The following is a 20,299-nucleotide window of genomic DNA, read 5'->3' as shown; positions in this document are numbered from 1 at the left end:
ACTCATTATTGTAGTCCTTTTATTTAACACAATAGATTGTCTATATTTGTTTTGTCCAATTAAGCAACATTGATAAAACAGCATTAAGTAATATGAGCTTGTTTGATCAAATATTTCAGAGATACTATCAGCCCCTGTTATTGTATGGTTTAAAGTTCGTTGATGATGAAAACGAAGTGCACGATATTTTACAGGAAGTATTTACGATGGTATGGGAAAATCAGAAGCACAAGCTCAATGAAACACATCTTAAACCCTATCTCTACAATGCTGTCCGAAATGGGTGCCTGAATTACCTGCGCCATAAATTGGTCGTTAGTAAGCACATTGAAAAACAGCAAATTACTTTACCATTATTGGAACTCGAGTTCTACAAAAGCGGAGAAAAATCACTGATCGAGAAACAAGACCTTGAAATAATAAATAAGGCTATCGGTTCGTTAACACCTGAATACAGAGAAGTTATTGAGCTGAGTCGGTTTGAGGGATTGAAGAACAGAGAGATTGCCGAAAAATTACAAATCCCTGAAAGAACGGTTGAAACAAGACTTTACCGTGCCTTGTCTACACTGCGAAAAAAATTAACCAAGAATCAGGTTTTTGTCCTCATGAACATGATCTTTCAGACAACAGAAAAGCAGACTGTATACCTTATTGAACAATAAGTTCTATCTCTCCATCACTTTTTATCTAAGATCGAATCCATTCAACGATATATTTTTTGTGAAAAAAGATAAAAAAACTCTTCCTCGTGACGTAGTTTTTGCACTTTAGGTGTATTAGTATTATAGGAAGAGAAAAAATGAATCATAAAACGGATATAGAACCGATCATCTCTCGTTACTTAAATGGGGAATATAGCCAAGCTGACCGACAAGATCTTAATCGCTGGCTGACGGAATCGGAAGAGAACAGCAGAACATTTTTTGAAATCAAAGATGTTTGGGACGCCTCGTTAAAAAAAGAAGATAGTACAAAAGAAGCCTTGTTGTCCTTTTATAGAGAGAAAGCTTCAAATAGTAAACCATTAGTTAGTTTAGTTAGGCAATGGAAAGCTGCTGCAGGAATTGCAGCAGCTTTAACCATTGGCTTGTTTACCATGCTTATACTGAATATGACAAGAAATAGTATTCCTGATGTTCAGCACAAACAAGCAATGGTGACGGTTAATGTACCGCTGGGCTCAAAATCGCGGGTGACATTGGCCGATAGTACTATTGTTTTTTTGAATTCTGGCTCAGAACTGCAATATCCTTCCGTTTTTGTTGAAGGGAAACGTGAAGTATCACTGATTGGAGAAGCCTTTTTTAACGTAAAATCAGATACAGCTAATCCTTTTACCGTAAAAACCAACGATTATGATATTCTGGTTACCGGTACACAATTTAATGTATGTGCGTATGGGGATGACCCGTTTTCTAAAGTGTCGCTTAAGGAAGGCAAGGTTGGTATCTTGTTCACTGGAAAAAGTGAGCCTGTGGGTATTGTTCCCGGTCAGCAAATTTATTTGAATAGGGTAGAGAGGAAGTATCAGGTTAAAGAGAGTGATGCAGAAGTGGAATCTTCATGGAAAGAAGGGGAATTCAGGTATAAAGAAATTTCATTCCCTGAATTGATCAAAAGACTGGAGCGTTGGTACAATGTAACCCTGACCTATTCTTTGCCTCAGCTGGATGAAATGCGTTATAGTGGAAACTTCAAAAACCAGGAAACCATTTGGCAAGTACTGGACGGACTGAAGCTTACTACGCCAATAGACTATAAAAAGAAGGGATTTAGGGAGTTTGAAATAATATACAAGCCTATGAAATAACCAAGAAGGTGGCTGTCGGCCAGGACAAACCACCTTTAGTAATCAATAATAATTAAATCATTGTATTAACATGTCAAATTTATGAAAAAAAAACTAAACAGGGGGAGTAGTTGGCAGTTTGACACCCTCCCAAAATTTTTAAGGGTTATGAAACTAATCGGAGTGTTTATGTTTGTTGCATTGCTACAGGTTTCAGCCTCCAGCTATTCGCAAACTAAAGAACTAACAATTAAAGGGAATCATCTGACACTTGAAGAATTGTTTGAAATGATTGAAAATCAATCGGAGTTCTCCTTTATGTACAACCTTAAGCAAATTGATTTAAGCAAAAAGGTGGATGTGGATATTGAGAATCAGACCGTGGATAAAATGCTTTACCAGGTTTTGAAGGGTACAGGCATCACCTATACTATCAATAACAGGCTAATTGTAATCCATAAGCAGAGCGACATGGCACTAGAGGAGAGACTAGCTGAAAATCAACAACGAAATATTTCAGGAAAGGTAACTGATTCTTCAGGAGCATCTCTTCCTGGTGTAACCGTTGTGATAAAAGGCACCACTCAGGGTACAATTACCGATGCTGATGGTGGGTATATTTTTCCTAATATTCCAGAGGACGCCACCTTGGTTTTCTCATTTGTAGGAATGAAAACACAGGAGATTTCAGTTTCCGGGAAAACCAAGATTAATATTATGATGGAAGAGGAAGCTATTGGATTGGAAGAAGTAGTTGCAATTGGTTATGGTACCATGAAGAAAAAGGACCTGACTGGATCAATTTCGACAGTTGCCGGGGAGAGAATCGCTGAACGGCAGACCACTCAATTGTCACAGGCACTTCAGGGGGCTATGCCCGGTGTTACGGTTACCCGTAGCAATTCAGAGCCTGGTGCTAGTGCAACCATTCGCGTTCGGGGGATTACGACTATTGGTGACAGCGACCCCCTAATTATTGTTGATGGGGTACCGGTGAGCAATATTAACGATGTTAATTCAAATGATATTCAGGATATCTCGGTTTTGAAAGATGCTGCATCAGCATCCATTTATGGGGCAAGAGCGGCAGCTGGAGTGGTATTGATCACGACCAAACGAGCAAAGGCCGGACAGATAAATATGGAATATAATGCCAGTTTTGGGATTGAAAAACCAACCGATTTCCCTAAAGTGGTAGGAGCGCAACGCTATTTGGAGATGTCAAATGAGCAAACATGGAACGATGCAGGCAACAATCCTGGAGGTGAATATTCCGTTTATTCCAAGGAGGAAGTGGATAACTGGATCGAATGGAATAAAACTAACCCCGACCGTTATCCCGTCACTGATTGGGTTGACCTATTGATAAACGATTATGCCCCCCGTCAAAACCATCAGTTTTCTGTTACCTATGGAGGTGATAAAATCAAATCGAAAGCATCGGTTAACTACGAAAAGATTGGGGCATTGTATGATCACAAAGATTATGAACGAATTTCATCACGAGTGAATAATAATATAGAAATCAATAATTACTTATCCGCAAATCTTGATTTTTCATTCAATTCATCCCTTTCTAGTAGCCCGGTGGACAATCCTGTTTACGATGCGATTCGGTATGCTCCAGTGTATGCCGCTTTATGGGAGGATGGACGAATTGCAGAAGGTAAAGCCGGGTCAAATGAATATGCCCGTTTACATTATGGAGGCTTCAGTGACAGCCGGAATAATAAATTTATGGGGAAGGCTTCTCTCGAATTTAAGCCCATTAAAGGACTGACAATAACCGGTGTTCTGTCTCCCTATCTTCACTTTGCAAAAAGTAAAAAATTCGTAAAAAAAATTCCTTACTACAGTGCCGAAGACCCGACTGTATTTTCAGGATACATTGCCGGACATGAAAGCACTTCTTTGTTTGAAGGGCGAAATGAAGCCAAAACCCTTACCAAACAGTTCCTAGCCAATTATGTCAAGACAATAAGAGACATTCACTCGCTAAATTTGATGGGGGGCTATGAAGATTTTTCATCTTTTAACGAATCGCTGGACGCTTCGCGTGAGAACTATGTGTTGTCGAATTTTCCCTACTTGAATCTTGGGCCACTTGATTACCGGGATAACGCTGGTTCAGCAACAGAGTCAGCCTATCGTTCGTTCTTCGGTAGAATTATTTACGATTACAAAAACAAATATTTCTTGCAAGCCAACATTCGTTACGACGGTTCTTCTCGTTTTCATCCCGATTACCGTTGGGCTTCTTTCCCTTCTGTTTCGGCAGGATGGGCTATTTCAGAAGAATCGTTTATGCAAAATATACCTGCATTGTCTTTTATGAAGATAAGAGCTTCGTGGGGAACTTTGGGCAATGAACGGATTGGGAATTATCCATACCAATCATCCATAGGCTTCTCCAACGCTCTCTTTTACCAGGGAGATCAGATCGTTTCGGGAATAACAGCCGCTCAATTTCAATATGCTATCGAAGATATTACCTGGGAAACAACCGAAACCTGGGATGTTGGGGTAGATGCCAATTTCTTCCACAACCGCTTAATGTTTACCGGCGACTATTACAAGAAGAAAACACGTGACATGTTGCTGGCATTAGAAATACCTGACTTCATGGGCTTTGAAAATCCAGATCAGAACACCGGCATTATGAATACAAACGGATGGGAAGTACAACTTTCGTGGAAAGATAAAATAGGAGAACTGAATTATTCTGCCTCATTTAACCTATCAGATTACAAAACAGTAATGGGAGATTTGGGCGGTATCGTTTTTCTTGGAAGCCAGATAAAGCAAGAAGGTAGTGAATTTAATGAATGGTATGGATACAAATCAGATGGTCTTTTCCAAACGCAGGAAGAGGTTGATAATTCTCCTTTGTTGTACCAATCACTAAAACCCGGTGATATAAAATATGTTGATATAAGTGGACCCGATGGTGTTCCCGACGGGAAGATCACTCCCGATTACGACCGGGTTTTGCTGGGAGGATCAATGCCTCGCTTCCTCTTCGGCGGGAATATCAGTGTGAGTTACAAGGGTTTTGATCTGTCCTTGGTATTTCAAGGGGTGGGCAAGCAAAACAGTAGGATCGTTCCTCAAATGGTACAACCCTTTTTCAGCGGATGGACCAACGCTCCTGAGATTATTGATGGAAACTATTGGAGTACTTACAATACAGCAGAGGAAAATCTGAATGCAAAATATCCTCGCTTATCTTATGTCGGAGCTGAAAATAACAATTATGAGATGTCTGATTACTGGTTGTTCAACGGAGCTTATTTCCGATTGAAAAACATTACTCTTGGATATACTTTACCAAAAACACTTGTTGAAAAGATGCGTCTTAAAGGTGTTCGGATTTACGCGTCAGCAAATGATCTGTTCTCACTCGATCATTATCCCAAAGGATGGGACCCGGAAGTGTCTTATAATTCTTACATCTCAAAATCATTCAATGTTGGGCTTTCCGTTAAATTTTAAAATTTGATGAAAATGAAGAATAAAATATTTATAGCTTTTTTAAGCATTGTACTTTTGGCCTCTTGTGCTGAACTTGACCTAAATCCACTGTCAGAAGGTTCCAGTGAAAACTGGTATGCGGACGAAACAGAAATTAATATGTCTTTGAATGATTTGTATCGGGAGTATCTTTGGGACCGGGAATCAAATTTTGAGATGGACAGAATGACCGATGACTGGACTCAACGACAGGCGGTTAATTCTTTTGTGGAAGGCACAATTACAAGTGAATGGAGTGTTGGGAGAGATCTTTGGCTGAATACGTACAAGGGAATTACAAGGGCGAATACCGTTCTTAACAATCTTCACAAAGTGGAAGGAGAGATTTCTCAAAAGAAATATGAACAGTTTGCCGGAGAAGCGTATTTCATGAGGGCTGCTTTGTATGCTCGTTTAATATTTCATTTTGGAGATGTTCCTTATTATACCGAAGCGCCAACTATTGATGAAGCATTTAAAATGGGGCGAACAAACAAGGAGTTTATCCTTGAAAAGGTATACGAAGATTTTGATCTGGCAATTCAATATCTACCTGAAAAATATAGCAACAATGACTTGAACAGGGCAACCAAAGGCGCGGGCATGGCTTTTAAAGCCCGTACAGCTCTATATTTTTCCGATTGGGAAATTGTACGCGATGCAGCTAAAGCATGTATTGAATTGGGACTTTATTCTCTGCACACTAGTTTTTCTGAGTATTTTCTTTCCAAAACAAAAAATTCAAATGAGACGATATTTGCCCTGCCTCGTTCATTCGAGTTAGGATCATCCTGGAAAGCAAAAAATTTCTTTACCCGCACTGCCGGGGGGTCTGCCGTTGCACAGCCATCATGGGATTTATTGTGTAGCTTCCTCTGTACCGACGGGCTTCCGATCGACGAATCACCCTTGTATGACCCTCGTGAACCCTTTAAAAACCGCGACCCTCGTTGTGCCATGACCATTGTGGAATTTGGAACGGAGCATTTGGGGTATATTTATGACCCGAATCCTTATACTACAAAAGTGTTGAATGTTGCTACTGGAACGCTGGTGAATAATAAGGCAAATAGAGCTGTAGACCGATATGCTCCATACAATGGGCTGGAGTTGAAGAAATGGGTTGATGAAGACTGGTCGGATGATTATGAAACAGATTTTGATATTATCATTATGCGATATGCAGACGTTCTGTTGATGTATGCCGAAGCAAAAATTGAATTGAATGAAATCGATGATTTAGCTATTGATGCTATCAACCAGGTGCGCGCACGCGCTTATGGAGTTAAGTCCTTAGAAACAGGGAGCTATCCGGCTGTAACGATTGCCAGTCAGGAAAAACTAAGGAGTATTATACGAGTAGAACGACGCAGCGAATTTGGTTGGGAAAACCGAAGATATTATGATCTTATTCGTTGGAGAATAGCAGAGAAAGCTTTGACCAGACCTATCTATGGGCTACTTGATGTGACTGATCTAAAGAAAAAAGTAGTGGACAAAGGTTTGTGGTTTTTTCCTGAGACTCCGCAAATTGATGAAAACGGTATTCCCGACCTGGAACCAATGTACAATGCAGGGCTCATTAAACTGTTGGTCGAACGTAATTTCGATAAAACCAGACAGTATCTCTGGCCTATCCCATCTAAAGAAATTCTGATTAACGATAATCTGGAGCAAAACCCTGGTTATTAATCGTAGCTAGTTTCAGTATTGCACGTTCATTTGAATCACCTCGGGCTTAGCCCGGGGTGAATCCGGGATAATATTCTTAAAATTTCACGGAACAAAAACAGAGATGGTCTGGAATTTCTATGCCATTAAATAAAAAATTCAACGAATGATGATCAGAAGAACTTTCTTAACCGTATTAGGACAACTTTTGTCCATTGCGTTTTTTTTAACTGGAAACCTCGTCTTTTCGGGATGCTCCATTAAAACAGAAAAGGCTACTATCTCAGGGCGGGTCGCTGATGACGAAAAAGGCATTGCAGGTGTAGTTGTGAGCGACGGTTATGAAACCACACTTACCGACCAGCAGGGGAATTATCATCTTCCCATTCATCCGGAGGCCGAATTTGTATTCATTTCATTGCCTTCAGGATATAAAATTCCACATACTGGGGGAATTGCTAAATTCTTCGAACCTCTGGACTTCAGCAAACAGAAACAGAAAATGAATTTCAGATTACAGGAAAACGAGCTCGACGATATGCATCACGCGTTTGTTGTTTGGGCCGACCCGCAGGTAAAAACAGAATCCGACGTTAGTCGAATGATGAACGAACCTGTGCCTGACGTGGCTGCACATCTTAAGACATTGGGAAATGTTCCTGTACATGGTATCACTTGTGGTGACATCGTGTTTGACCAATTTCACCTCTATCCTGAGTACAAAATGGCAGTCAGCCAGATGAAAATGCCTTTTTTTCAGGTTGTCGGAAATCACGATATTGATTATACTGCGCCATCACGAAAAAATTCTACGAAACAATTCAAAGAGGCATTCGGCCCCACATATTATTCTTTTAACAGGGGAAAGATTCATTATGTGGTACTGAACGATGTGTTATTTAAAGGAGACGACGAAGCTTACAAAGATAAACGAAGAAAATACATCGGACACGTCTCTGCAGAACAGCTGCAATGGCTGAAAAAAGATATGCAATATATCCCCGCAGGAAGTACAGTGATTGTGGCTTTGCATATTCCAACATATGAAATTACTTTCTTGAAAAGTGCAGTCAGAACCGAGTTTGAAACCGCAACCGTGGGCAATCGCGATGAACTGTATAAATTACTTGAACCCTACCGTGTACATATAGTATCGGGACATACACATTATAACGAGACGGCAGAGCATGGTAATCGAATGGAACATAACCATGCGTCGGTGTGCAATGCTTGGTGGATAGGTAATATTTGTACCGACGGAACTCCTGGGGGATACGGCTTATACGAGGTAAATGGCGATAGTATTAGGTGGTATTACAAGCCAACGGGATTTGAGCCTTCTTATCAGTTTCGGGTCTACCCGCAGGGGTGTAGTCCTGAACGTCCTGATGAAATAGTTGCCAACGTTTGGAATTATGACACGGGTTGTAAAGTGGTGTGGTATGAAGATGGAGCTTCCAAAGGAGAGATGAAACGTTATCTGGGATACGACCCGTTAGCGTATGAAAATATGTTTGGAGAAGATGTGCCGGACGAAAAAGGTAGCTTGGAGCCTACGCGCACTGAGCATCTTTTTTCCGCTAAACCTTCCGCAATTGCAAATGAAATTAAAGTAGAAGTAACGGACAGGTTTGGTAATGTTTATGAAAATACTATAAAACTAAAATAGAAGGAGAGGAAGAACATCAGGGAGTAACGACCAGACACGGTAATAGAGCCGTTTCTAAGTAATCAAACACTACGGGTAAAAACATTTGATTAGCGAAAATGGGATACGGACTATCCTGAAAGAAGGGGTAATTTTTTACTAAGCTTCTACAGCTAATTTTAAAAACAATGAAAGGTGCTTTTTACAGAACGTGTATTGAACTCAAGGCTAATTTTTAGTAAACCTTAAAGAGAATAAATTACCAAATATTCAATTATTAATCAATCAACAACAGAATATGTCATCATTTTTAAATCCCAACAGAAGACGATGGTTTATTGTCGCAATCATTTTTGTAATTACTGTTTTCAGTTATGTCGACAGGCAGGTTGTCTCGATCCTGAAGCCCATTTTAAAGGAAGAATTTTCACTTGACGATGTTGGGTATGCTTTAATCATCAATGTTTTTACAATTTGCTATGCTTTGATGTATCCGATTTCGGGTTGGCTGGTTGATAAGTTCGGTGCTAGAAAGATCATGTTCTGGGGGGTAATTACCTGGTCACTCAGTTCAATCGGAAGTGGGCTTGCAAGGACATTATTCCCATTCACTTTTTTCAGAAGCCTGCTTGGATTGGCAGAACCAACTACCTATCCGGCACAGATTAAAGTTGTAACTAAGTGGTTTTCAGGGAAGTTGAGGGCTACGGCTAATAGTATTTCTGTAGCTGGTGGAACCATCGGATCGGTAATTGCACCGCCCCTAATAGCCTGGTTAGTGCTCACTTTCACTTGGCATGCTGCATTTATTATTCCTGGAATTGTAGGAATTGTGGTGGCGCTGGTATGGTTATTTCTATATAAAGAACCACCTCAGGGGTATGTTCAAGACACAGTTTCGTCAGAAGGTATTTCCGGTGAATCTCCCACTTTTACTTGGGGACAACTGTGGACCCGCAAAAGCTTATGGGGTATTGTGTTGATTCGGTTTATCACTGATCCGGTATGGTATTTCATTTTGTTTTGGCTCCCTGGCTTTCTGATGGAAGAATCGGGCTTGAGTCTTTCTCAGCTGGGGATGGTCGGTTGGATTCCTTTTTTGGCAGCAAGCTTGGGTGGAATTGCCTCATCGGCCTGGTCTGATTGGATGGTTCGGAGAGGAAAACCTGCCCTACGTTCCCGTAAAGTAATGTTGAGTTATGTGGCTTTTCTTGCCCCTGTGATCTTGATTCCTGATAGTCTGGGGGTGACCGTAACGATCATCAAGTTCAGCGTTTTGGCGGCAGTCGCACTTAGTTGGATTTACACGGAAAGCGTGTTAATTGCAGAAACGTTCCCAATCAACAACGTAGCCAGTGTGCTGGGTATTGCTGGAGGGTTCGGAGCTGCCGGCGCAGTTATTTTTAATTACCTGATCGGACAATTTATGGGAAGTGTGGGGACCACCTGGATTTTCATGGTAATGGCAGTTTTACATCCGCTTACTCTATTTATCCTGTGGAAAATGATACGTCCGGAAATTCCCAAGGAATCGAATTCTTAGTCTTAAACCAACAAAGTATAATAGATATGATCAAATTACATTCAAAAACAAAATTTCTAGTATTCTGCCTTTTTATGTTGTTTGTAGGAACAACTTCGGCACAAAAGGATACTTTGTCGTTTCTACATATTACTGACCTACACACGATGTTCAATTTGGAAAATTATAACCCCGAGATTGTTAAGCATCGTGAATATACAAGGGGCTATAAGAATGCAAACTCTTTTTTTGAGCAGTTCATACAGAGTATTCCCGAAAAAACCAACGCTGATCTGGTGATCGCGACCGGTGATATGATCGATTTTTTTGACGCAAAGACACCAAGTGGAAGAACCCTCGAATTTCAGGTTGAACAGTTTGCGCGTCTTTTGGACGGTTATCATTTTCCTATATTTCTGACATTAGGAAACCATGACATTTTTTCCTACAGCTGGGGAAAAGATAAGGTGATACCTGATCAGCTACAAACTGGGTGTGCGAAGGCAACATGGATTAGAAACTTTGACTGTTTCAGGAAGGGGACTTATTACAGCCAAGTATATGAGATTGGGAAAACAACTTACCGGCTTATCTTCCTTGATAACGGTTTTTACCAGTTTCGCAACGACGAAAATATGGTCAACCCATACATAGACAAGCCACAGCTTCACTGGTTGAAGGCCGAATTGAACGAATCGGATGAAGATATCGAGATCATTTTAATGCACATTCCATTTACGGAAAAGTCTTCCTTGCCGGAATCGGCGAATGAACTGTATGAGGAACTGACACAAAGCGCCTCGGTCAAATTGATTCTTGCCGGGCATTTTCATAAAGGTGAGGTGATGCGGTTCTCAGTTGGAGCCCACAATGAAATGGTACAGGTTGGGACCGACGCCCTTGTCAATACCCCTGAAAACTGGCGGTTGGTTCGGTTGACAGAAAATAACATATTGGTTTCTGCCACGGGCAAAACTGAAAATGAATTGGAAATAGCAGTAAAATAAATATCATGAAAGAACAAATAGTAAGTATTGAAGAACAAGGAAAAAATCTGCCGGTAAGGTCGCAGGTTGATGTGTTGGTAGTAGGCGGAGGTCCCTCAGGAATTATTGCGGCCAAGGCTGCTGCAGAAGACGGATTGAAGGTAATGCTGATCGAAAGTCGTAGCTTTTTAGGAGGAAATATGACGATCGGTTTGCCCATTCTTGGTTTTCTTGGGCAAAAAAAGAACCAGATTATTACTGGGTTACCTCAGAAATTTATCGATCGTTTAAGAGTGCGCAATGCTGCAAGCGAACATCGCCCATGTCCGTTGCATATGAGCATCACTATCGTTGAGCCTGAGGTTGTTAAGGCAGAAGCATTTGAAATGTTGGAAGAGAGCGGCATAGAAGTACTGCTTTACACCAGTTTTGCAGACGTAATAATGGAAGGCAGCGAAATAAAGGGTGTAACAATTGAAAGCAAGGCTGGTCGCGAAGCCATTTTGGCAAAAGTTGTTATCGATTGCTCGGGGGATGCCGATGTGGCTTACCGGGCAGGCGTACCTTGCGAAAAAGGAAACCAACAGGGCGGTGTGCAGCCTCCTACTCTGATGTTTAGTCTCGGAAATGTGGATACCGATAAACTACGGTTTAGTATTGCGGAAGAGCCACGCACTTATCTGACCGATTTTATTCCCAACGAGTATTTTGGACAGAACAACCAGTACATCGTTGTTGGTTTGAGAAGTTTGGTGCAAAAAGCAAAAGCCGATGGCCTAAAATTGCCTACCGATCGGACGATTGTAATTACCGGCCTTGAAAAAGGAGAGGCCTGGATTAATATGACTCGTGTTAATGGTGTAGATGGAACTGATCCGGTAAGCCTTACCCGGGGCGAACTGGAAGCTCGCCGACAGATTACCGACATATTTAAATACTTGAAAGGCTATGTACCCGGATTTGAGAATGCTTTTCTTTCACGCACAGCTCCTTTTCTCGGAATTCGCGAAACAAGACGTATTGTTGGGAAATACATTATGAACCGTGAAGATATTTTAAGTTGTGCCCGCTTTGATGATGCAGTGGCAGTCGCCAGTTATCCGTTGGATATTCATCACCCGGTTGGCGGCGATTGTACGCTTGAATGGAGTGGTGATTGTTACGATATTCCCTACCGGTCGCTTGTGCCACTAAAAGTAGAGAACCTGCTGGTTGCCGGGCGAACCATTTCAACAACACACGAAGCTATGTCGGCTATTCGAGTGATGGCACCTTGCATGGCTATGGGAGAAGCAGCTGGTCGTGCAGCAAAAGCAGCTGTTCGTGATGGCGTTTTTCCTTCTGAGATCAGTGTTTCAAAATTACGGAAAGAACTGCTAGACAAAGGTGCTTACTTGCGTCCTTGATCCAAAAACAACGAAAATGAAAGGTCGAACTTTTACCTTATGGTTTTCTTATGGAAAATATCAGTTTAGGAAACTGGTTCCACTAATCCTTGTCTTGTTTGTACTAGCCTGTGAAAAAAAACTTGATTTGTCAGGAGAGAATGAAGAACAGCCAGGAAAGGAGGAGCCAGTGACCGAAAAAAAGGAGTTTACGGTAATGTCCTTCAATTTGAGGAATGAAGGAAAGAATGACCCGCAAACCCTTGATCAAAGGAAAGAAAACATCCGAGAAATAATCTTAGACAATGATCCGGATGTGTTTGGGGTGCAGGAGCTGGCAGCCGACTGGATGTCGGAATGGCTGAGTCAGCAGTTGAATGAAAAAGGTTATGACAAATATCTGTCGTCAGGGCAATTCGGATCGCCCAAAATCATCTATTACAAAAGAGGCCGTTTTACACGAACAAATCAGGGAACTTTCCAAATGGAGTTTTCAGACAACCGGGCGGGGACGTGGGTAATTCTGCTCGATAAAGAAACTAATAGTCGATATTTCTTTTGTAATAGTCATTGGACAAATGCTTCTTCTATCGATCGGGAGAAAACGGCAAATGTGGTGCTAAATGTTGTAAAAGCCAATTCAAAGGGGGTGCCAGCGGTTGTATTAGGCGATTTTAATTCAGAGCCTGGTTCTATTGAAATAGGAATTATAAAAAATAGCAGTGGCCTTAACTTGACTTGTGCTCATGGAGATAAAGGCAATACCTATCATGTTTGGACCGGGATAGGGACCAAAAAAATCGATTGGATACTTCATTCGGAAGAACTCCTGGTAACGCGAGCCAGCGTAGTAACAACAAGTTTCAATGGACATTATCCGTCGGATCATTTTCCAATCAAAGCAACCTTTTTATTAAAATAAAAATGCTCGTTAAAGCAACGTTTTTATTGCCGTATTACCGGCGAAATGTTTGAAAACAAGAATGGGCATTATATACAAGTGATAATTTTAAAAAAGAAGAAAATGAAACCGAGTTTAAAAAAGGCACTTGCTTCGGCAAGTGATACCCGTGCACTTGAGATCGGACTGAATATATTGGATCGTGTGCCACAACTGATCATATCTCAGTTTGAAGGAAAGAAAGCAATTGTAGTATGTGATTTGACAACTTATGAAGTAGCAGGGAAAAAAGTTCATGAATATCTTGAGAAGGTCGGTCTGGCATACGGTGAACCTTTTGTTTATAACGAAGCACGCCCGTACGCTGAGTTTGGCAATGTTGTGCTTTTGGAAAGCGCATTGAAAAAACACGGTGCAATTCCTATAGCGGTAGGTTCTGGATCGATCAATGATATAACTAAACTCGCGGCCGCAAGAGCAAACCGTCAGTACATGTGTGTGGCTACAGCTGCATCAATGGATGGTTATACTGCTTTTGGGGCTTCCATTACTTTTGAAGGTTCGAAGCAGACTTTTTCGTGCCCTGCTCCGCAGGTTCTTCTGGCAGACATTGAAATTATCAGAAATGCGCCTCCATCAATGACTGCCTCCGGTTATGCAGATCTATTTGCAAAGGTTACAGCCGGAGCTGACTGGATTATTGCCGATGCCCTAGGCATAGAACCAATTGATACAACCGCATGGTCAATTGTGCAGGATGAACTAAAAGAAGCATTGGCAGATCCTGAAGGTGCGCGACAAGGGGAAATCGAGGCTATTACTCGTTTGATTGAAGGGCTTATTCTTGGTGGATTTGCCATGCAATGGGCAAAATCAAGCCGACCCGCATCGGGTGCTGAACACCAGTTTAGTCACCTTTGGAATATGGAGCACCATGTATACAATGGAGAAACTCCAAGTCATGGTTTTCAGGTTGGAGTGGCTACCTTGGCAGTTACGCGGTTCTATGAGCAACTATTGCAGATTTCTGTTGACGAAATTGATGCAGTCGTTTGTAGCGCTCAATGGCCCACATGGGACGAGATAAAGAAAAGGGCGGAAGAAAGATTCTGCAATACCGACTTTATCGATACAGCAATCAGTCAAACAAAAGCTAAATACATAACAAAGGCCGAACTGGAAGTTCAGATTGAGAAAATAAAAGAAATCTGGCCTGAAATGAAGATGAATCTTCAAAAGCAGTTAGTTCCTTCGGAAGAAGCCAGACAATGTTTGGTTGCTGTCGGAGCTCCTGTCGATTCCATTGAAATAGGTATTTCAAAAGAACGTCTCAAGGAGTCTTTTTACAGGGCTCAATTCATCCGTTCGCGGTTTACCATACTGGATCTTGCTTTGCGTCTTGGCCAGCTTACCACATCTTTAAATAAAATGTTCGATTAACTATGATTACTAAAAGAATACATCTTTCTTCATTTGGTACACAAGAGGCTTTGTTCGAGCGACTGTCAAGAATAAAGCATGTTGCCCTCGATATGGATGGGACGATCTATAAAGGCAGCAAAGTTTTTTCGTATACTTCTGAGTTTCTGAAAAGTCTTAAAAGAATGGGGATAGGTTATTCCTTTCTTACCAACAATCCTTCGAAAAGCACCGATGATTATCTTAGGCATTTGAACAACATGGGAATTGAAGCCAACAAGGAGGAGCTTTATACTACTGTACAGGCCACAATTGCTTATCTTCAGTCAAACTATCCCAACAAACAGCGCCTGTTTATCCTCGGGACCGAAAGTATGATTACTCAATTCGAACGGGCGGGATTTGAGTCCATTCCAGATAGTCCTAATGAAGAACCGGATGCGGTTGTGGTTGGATTCGATTTATCCCTTACTTATGATCGTTTAGCAAGAGCTGCCTGGTGGATTAACCAGGGGAAAATATATATCGCTACCAATCCCGATTTTGTTTGCCCTACCGACGAGCCCATTACTTTAGTTGATTGTGGTTCCATTTGTGCTGCATTGGAAAAAGCAACAGGAAGAATACCAGTGGTACTAGGAAAACCGCAGCCCGAGATGCTTGACGGCATATTGAAATCGCGCCATATTGAACCTTTTGAGGTGGCGATGGTAGGAGACCGTCTTTATACCGATATTTTGATGGCACATAATGCAAATGCTTTAGGAGTGCTTGTTTTATCCGGTGAAGCTACCATTGAAGATGCAAAAAATGCAGATGTTATGCCTCATCTGGTAGTAGACAACTTAGCGGTACTCGGCGAATTATTGCATGAGGCTTACGTTTATGTGGGATAACAATGATCATAACCAATTAAATCAAAAAAAGAGTAGGATTTAAATGAAAAAATATGTTTTAGGTGTTGATTACGGAACCGATTCTTGCCGTGTTGTTTTGGTCGATACTGATAAGGGAAAAATCTTGGCTACAGCGGTAAAACAATATCAGCGATGGAGTCAGCAATTTTTTTGCAAGCCAGAGAACAATCAGTTTCGGCAGCATCCTTTAGATTATATTGAGACTTTTGAAGATGCAGTAAAAGAGGTGATGCAAAACAAGACAGGAATCTCTTCTTTTGATGTGATAGGAATTGGGTTTGCAACGACCAGTTCAACCGTTGCTTTAACAGATGAGGATGGTATCCCATTAGCATTGATTCCAGGCTTTGAGGATAATCCCAATGCTATGTTTGTGTTGTGGAAAGATCATACTGCCGTTAAGGAAGCTGATGAAATCAATGATTTACTTGGAAGAGAGGAGGTGGATTACTGCAAATATTCGGGTGGGCGTTATTCTTCAGAGTGGGTGTGGTCGAAAGCTTTGCACCTGTTGCGAACCGACAAAAAAGTTAGGGAAAAGGCCAGCTCATGGGTGGAACATTGCGATTGGATGCCTAACATGCTTTGTGGTAATAATCTGCCTTCAGAAAAAAAGTATAGCAGGTGTGCCGCCGGACATAAGGCCATGTGGCACGAAAGCTGGGATGGACTGCCGCCAAAGGATTTTTTTCGAAAACTTGACCCTGTGTTTGATGATTTAAATACTCATGTTTTGGATGAAACCTACACCAGCGATACCCCCGTTGGAACTTTGTCCGAGGAATGGGCAAATCGTTTAGGGCTAAGTACTGATGTGGTTGTGGCAGTTGGTGCGATCGATTGCCATGTTGGAGCCGTAGGTGCACAGATAAAACCTGGTGTGATGGTCAGTGTAATTGGCACTTCGAGCTGCGACATTATGGTGGAAGAAAAAAAGGATTTTTATGGACAGGTTGTACCGGGGATCTGCGGGCAAGTTGATGGTTCTGTGATCCCCGGATTTATTGGATTTGAAGCTGGCCAGCCGGCATTTGGTGATTTCTATGCATGGTTTAAGAATCTTCTAATGTGGCCTTTACTTAAGAGTATGGAAGGCCTTGACTGGTTGGATAATAAATCAAAGAAGCGCCTTATGAATGAATTAGGTGAGCGCATTATTCCAATCCTTACTGTTGAAGCAGAAAAAATTGAGCCGGTGAGCAACTCTTTGCTGGCTACCGACTGGATAAATGGACGTCGTTCACCCGATTCTGATGAGTCTCTGAAGGCTACTATTTTAGGATTGAAAATTGGAACAAATACTGCGCATGTATTCAGGGCATTGGTAGAGGCAACGGCATTCGGATTGAATGCGATTGTTGAACGCTTTGCCAACAATGGTCTCTCTGTCAATGAGATTGTAGCTACCGGCGGTATTGCGCAAAAATCACCTTTTATTATGCAGGTAGTAGCTGATGTGACTGGCTTGCCGGTTCGTATTGCAGCAACGACACAGGCTGTGGCCCTTGGCTCTGCCATGTTTGCTTCGGTTGCCGCAGGGGTTTATTCCTCGGTGGAAGAAGCTCAGTGTGCAATGGGGCAGGGGTATTTAAAGGCTTATTATCCTAACCGGAAGGTACATCAGATTTATCAGAAGCAATATGAGGGCTATCTGAAATTAGGAGACTCGCAGACAATGTTCTTCAAGCTTTAACAGAGGACGAGAAAACGGGGAGATATATTGGGTAGGGTCAACTGCTGCTTTTGATTGTAGTATTGGAGAATGACTAGTGATTTTTTGTGAAGGAAAGTTCTTCTCAATGCAGTACTGTTAGAAATAAAGTTTATTACAGACAGGAAGTAAGGTAAGACAATTTTTTACGGTACCTGATAACGGACTGGGTACTAAGCCAGAAAACAAAATCATAGGATGAATTCAAAACAAAATCATTTGGTGCTTAGGAGTTCAGGAGATCAGAATCCGAAGTTCCTTCTACGTTTGGGTGATGATCACCCAAAAGACTTGCAACCTGAAAGAGCTGCCTGACAAGATGGATTTCCGTTATATCTATCACCTGAAGTCCTCCTTCTGATATAGTGTTTTTACCATTCGATATTCAAAGATAGTAGGACCTCCAGATTTATCAAGGTTAAAATGAATGGTCGATACATTGCTGAACTTTGATAATGGAATCGACCAACCTTGATAAATCTTACACTCCTTTGCTGAAAAGTGTATATCGATTGGTAAGACTCGTTTTGTACAGAATCACAGACGAAATATTTGCTTTTTAAACAGTGCGTCTTCTTTTTTCCTTTTTTCTTTTCTTTGGGGAAATGGGATTTTAACTCTGAGATATTACTTTAAACACTAAGAGAAAAAGCAAGATTAAGAGGAAGTAATTCAACGGTTTGAAAAGATTTCAATAAATCAATTGAAAGTGAGTGTGGGGGAGGGGTATGCGAGATGTGTTTATGTGGAACATAAACTCCTGTGTCTGCCGACTGCTTTATCAAACAAAATTTGCATACACTATCTTCTTAAACGAGAAATGCGGTTCCGGACAACAGATTGGATGGACCGAATGAAGCTATCAGAGGCGAATGACAATCTCGTCGAAAGCATCTGATTTTGTTTCAAGTTTACTGAACCGTACCAAGCTGGAATTTTACTCTGTTTAATTCACCGCCAGAGCAAGCATGTGATGGGCTTTTATCCCTTTTTCAGGATATTTAGGTTAATTTATTCATCCGTTTCTTTAAGAAATTATTTAACCCTATAGGCATTTTGCCTATTTTTAACATTACTAAAATACCTGCGACAAATGTACACTAGAGTATTTCTTTTTACGTTATTATTTCCGTTGTTTGGGAGCCCCAGTAAGAAAGAACAGATTGGGTACATATTTGAGAGGGCAGCAATTGCAATAGAACAATATCCTGATAGTTCCCTAATTTTATTAGAAGAAATTCCGAATCCTCAATCCCTGAAGAAATCGTTGTATTATCAATATTACCTTCTACAAATACAGGCTAAATATAAAAACTCCAAAGATATCACGGCCGACTCTTTGATCTTTACCGTTCGCGATTATTACAAAAACAAAAAGAAGACAGAAGAAACGGCTTTAGCTACATTCTATTGCGGCAGAGTTTATCAGGAGCAAAAGAAATATGAGGAAGCATTGCAGGAATTTCTTGAAACTGAACAGCAATTGAAACAAAGTAAAAATATTAACCTAAAAGGATTATGTCAGGATGCTATTGGAAATCTTTACTACAAACAGCATCTTAACAATGAGGCAATAGTTCGTTTTAAAAAAGCTTCTGAATATTTCCATCTAGCCCAGAATCATAAGAACCAGGTAATTTCTATGAAATTTATTGGCAATAGTCTGCTCATAAGCGGGAAAATCGACAGTGCTTTTATTTATTACAATAAGGGATTAAGTATGGCTGATAAATATGGGATTGAAAGTCAGCAAATTGCAATAAGGCAGGGTTTAGGAGTGGCATACAGGGAAATTGGACGCTATGAACAAGCAATTTATTTTTTCAGCCAGGCTCTGACGTTTTCTACCGATTCCCTAAATAATGCAAAGCTGACTTCCAACCTTGCCCGTGTTTATGAGCTACAGAATAAAAATGATTCAGCAATTTATTACTTGCAAAAGGCCTTAACCTATCTTCCCGGGGAGCATCAAAATTACCTTACTGCCAATATATATGCAACATGGTCGGCTATTGAAGAAAAAGATAAAAACTATGTAGAAGCACTCGACAAGTATAAACTTTATAACAAACACCTGGCTCAAATTATAAGTGACAACAAGAACGATGCAATTTTGGAAGTTGAGAAAAAATATAATTTTCAACTCATTGAAAATAACAACAAACAGCTTTTATTGGAACGACAAAGGCTTTTACTTTTTTTCTTAATGCTGTTATTACTTGCTTCTCTGCTAATAATTTGGCTTTACAGAAGAGCAGTAACCCGCGAACAAGAATTAAGAGAGGCCGAGCACAAAATATTACAAATGCATGAGATGGTTAGTAAATACGACGAAAGGGAAAATTCGTATAAAAATGTGCTAATCCGACATTTAGATATTTTAAAAAAGACAGCTTTGCTTGAAAAATACCTGAAAGAGGATGAACGAAAAAAAGGAGAACATTTGCTTCTTAAATTTAACGAAGTAGTTTATGGACGCAAAGAAATGGATTGGGATTTATTATTCGTAACACTGAATAATGCGGGTAATGGTATTTTTGAGCAATTAAGAGAACAGACATCTCAGCTCGACGAGTCTGAATTTCGTATTTGCTGTTTAATTTATGCCGACTTTAACAATACTGAAATTGCGCTGGTTTTGAATTATCGGTTAAATACTGTAGAAATTAAAAAGGGTATCATTAGAAGAAAACTAGGAATACAAAGCAGGGGCAACATTCGTAATTTTTTGAACAACAAGAATTATATTTAGTTAAGAACCATCCCCTAAATACCAATTCATACCAAATAAAAACTTTATAGTGTATCCATTCAGTTAGGGGTAATGTACTGTACGT

At 40.7% G+C, this 20,299-nt stretch carries 13 protein-coding genes; all 13 read left to right on the top strand.

What is annotated here, in order from left to right:
- Window positions 1-92: 92 nt before the first annotated feature.
- On the top strand, window positions 93-665 hold the full coding sequence (locus INQ51_RS10180; protein WP_233377866.1) for an RNA polymerase sigma-70 factor: 573 nt from the start codon (window positions 93-95) through the stop codon (window positions 663-665).
- 137 nt (window positions 666-802) lie between these two features.
- Window positions 803-1,813, top strand: coding sequence for a FecR family protein (locus tag INQ51_RS10175; RefSeq protein WP_233377865.1), 1,011 nt, complete (start codon window positions 803-805; stop codon window positions 1,811-1,813).
- A gap of 147 nt (window positions 1,814-1,960) precedes the next feature.
- Complete coding sequence (locus INQ51_RS10170; protein ID WP_233377864.1) at window positions 1,961-5,284, top strand: TonB-dependent receptor; 3,324 nt, start codon at window positions 1,961-1,963, stop codon at window positions 5,282-5,284.
- Between the two features lie 12 nt (window positions 5,285-5,296).
- A complete protein-coding gene (locus tag INQ51_RS10165; protein ID WP_233377863.1) occupies window positions 5,297-6,994 on the top strand; it encodes a RagB/SusD family nutrient uptake outer membrane protein in 1,698 nt (565 codons plus the stop codon).
- A 145-nt stretch (window positions 6,995-7,139) separates the two neighbouring features.
- Window positions 7,140-8,642: a calcineurin-like phosphoesterase C-terminal domain-containing protein gene (locus INQ51_RS10160; protein ID WP_233377862.1), complete on the top strand. Its 1,503-nt coding sequence runs from the start codon at window positions 7,140-7,142 to the stop codon at window positions 8,640-8,642.
- Between the two features lie 277 nt (window positions 8,643-8,919).
- Entirely contained in the window at window positions 8,920-10,164 is a 1,245-nt protein-coding gene (locus tag INQ51_RS10155; RefSeq protein ID WP_233377861.1) for an MFS transporter, read from the top strand.
- A 26-nt stretch (window positions 10,165-10,190) separates the two neighbouring features.
- Complete coding sequence (locus tag INQ51_RS10150) at window positions 10,191-11,150, top strand: metallophosphoesterase family protein (protein WP_317207956.1); 960 nt, start codon at window positions 10,191-10,193, stop codon at window positions 11,148-11,150.
- Window positions 11,151-11,155: 5 nt separating this feature from the next.
- The gene (locus tag INQ51_RS10145; RefSeq protein WP_233377859.1) at window positions 11,156-12,535 is read left to right on the top strand and encodes an FAD-dependent oxidoreductase; all 1,380 of its coding nucleotides are present in this window, start codon (window positions 11,156-11,158) and stop codon (window positions 12,533-12,535) included.
- A 16-nt stretch (window positions 12,536-12,551) separates the two neighbouring features.
- On the top strand, window positions 12,552-13,436 hold the full coding sequence (locus INQ51_RS10140) for an endonuclease/exonuclease/phosphatase family protein (RefSeq protein WP_233377858.1): 885 nt from the start codon (window positions 12,552-12,554) through the stop codon (window positions 13,434-13,436).
- A 102-nt stretch (window positions 13,437-13,538) separates the two neighbouring features.
- Window positions 13,539-14,855 (top strand): sn-glycerol-1-phosphate dehydrogenase, encoded by a 1,317-nt coding sequence (locus INQ51_RS10135; protein WP_233377857.1) that lies wholly within the window; start codon window positions 13,539-13,541, stop codon window positions 14,853-14,855.
- A 2-nt stretch (window positions 14,856-14,857) separates the two neighbouring features.
- Window positions 14,858-15,730, top strand: a complete 873-nt coding sequence (locus INQ51_RS10130; protein WP_233377856.1) for an HAD-IIA family hydrolase — start codon at window positions 14,858-14,860, stop codon at window positions 15,728-15,730.
- A 43-nt stretch (window positions 15,731-15,773) separates the two neighbouring features.
- A complete protein-coding gene (locus tag INQ51_RS10125) occupies window positions 15,774-17,444 on the top strand; it encodes a ribulokinase (RefSeq protein ID WP_233377855.1) in 1,671 nt (556 codons plus the stop codon).
- A 1,111-nt stretch (window positions 17,445-18,555) separates the two neighbouring features.
- A complete protein-coding gene (locus INQ51_RS10120) occupies window positions 18,556-20,214 on the top strand; it encodes a tetratricopeptide repeat protein (protein ID WP_233377854.1) in 1,659 nt (552 codons plus the stop codon).
- The last annotated feature ends 85 nt before the right edge of the window (window positions 20,215-20,299 follow it).

This window comes from Maribellus sp. CM-23, from assembly GCF_021354595.1.
In the GTDB taxonomy this organism is placed as follows: domain Bacteria; phylum Bacteroidota; class Bacteroidia; order Bacteroidales; family Prolixibacteraceae; genus Draconibacterium.
Note: the sequence above shows the minus strand (reverse complement) of the source record. Positions and strands in the feature narration are given on the sequence as shown.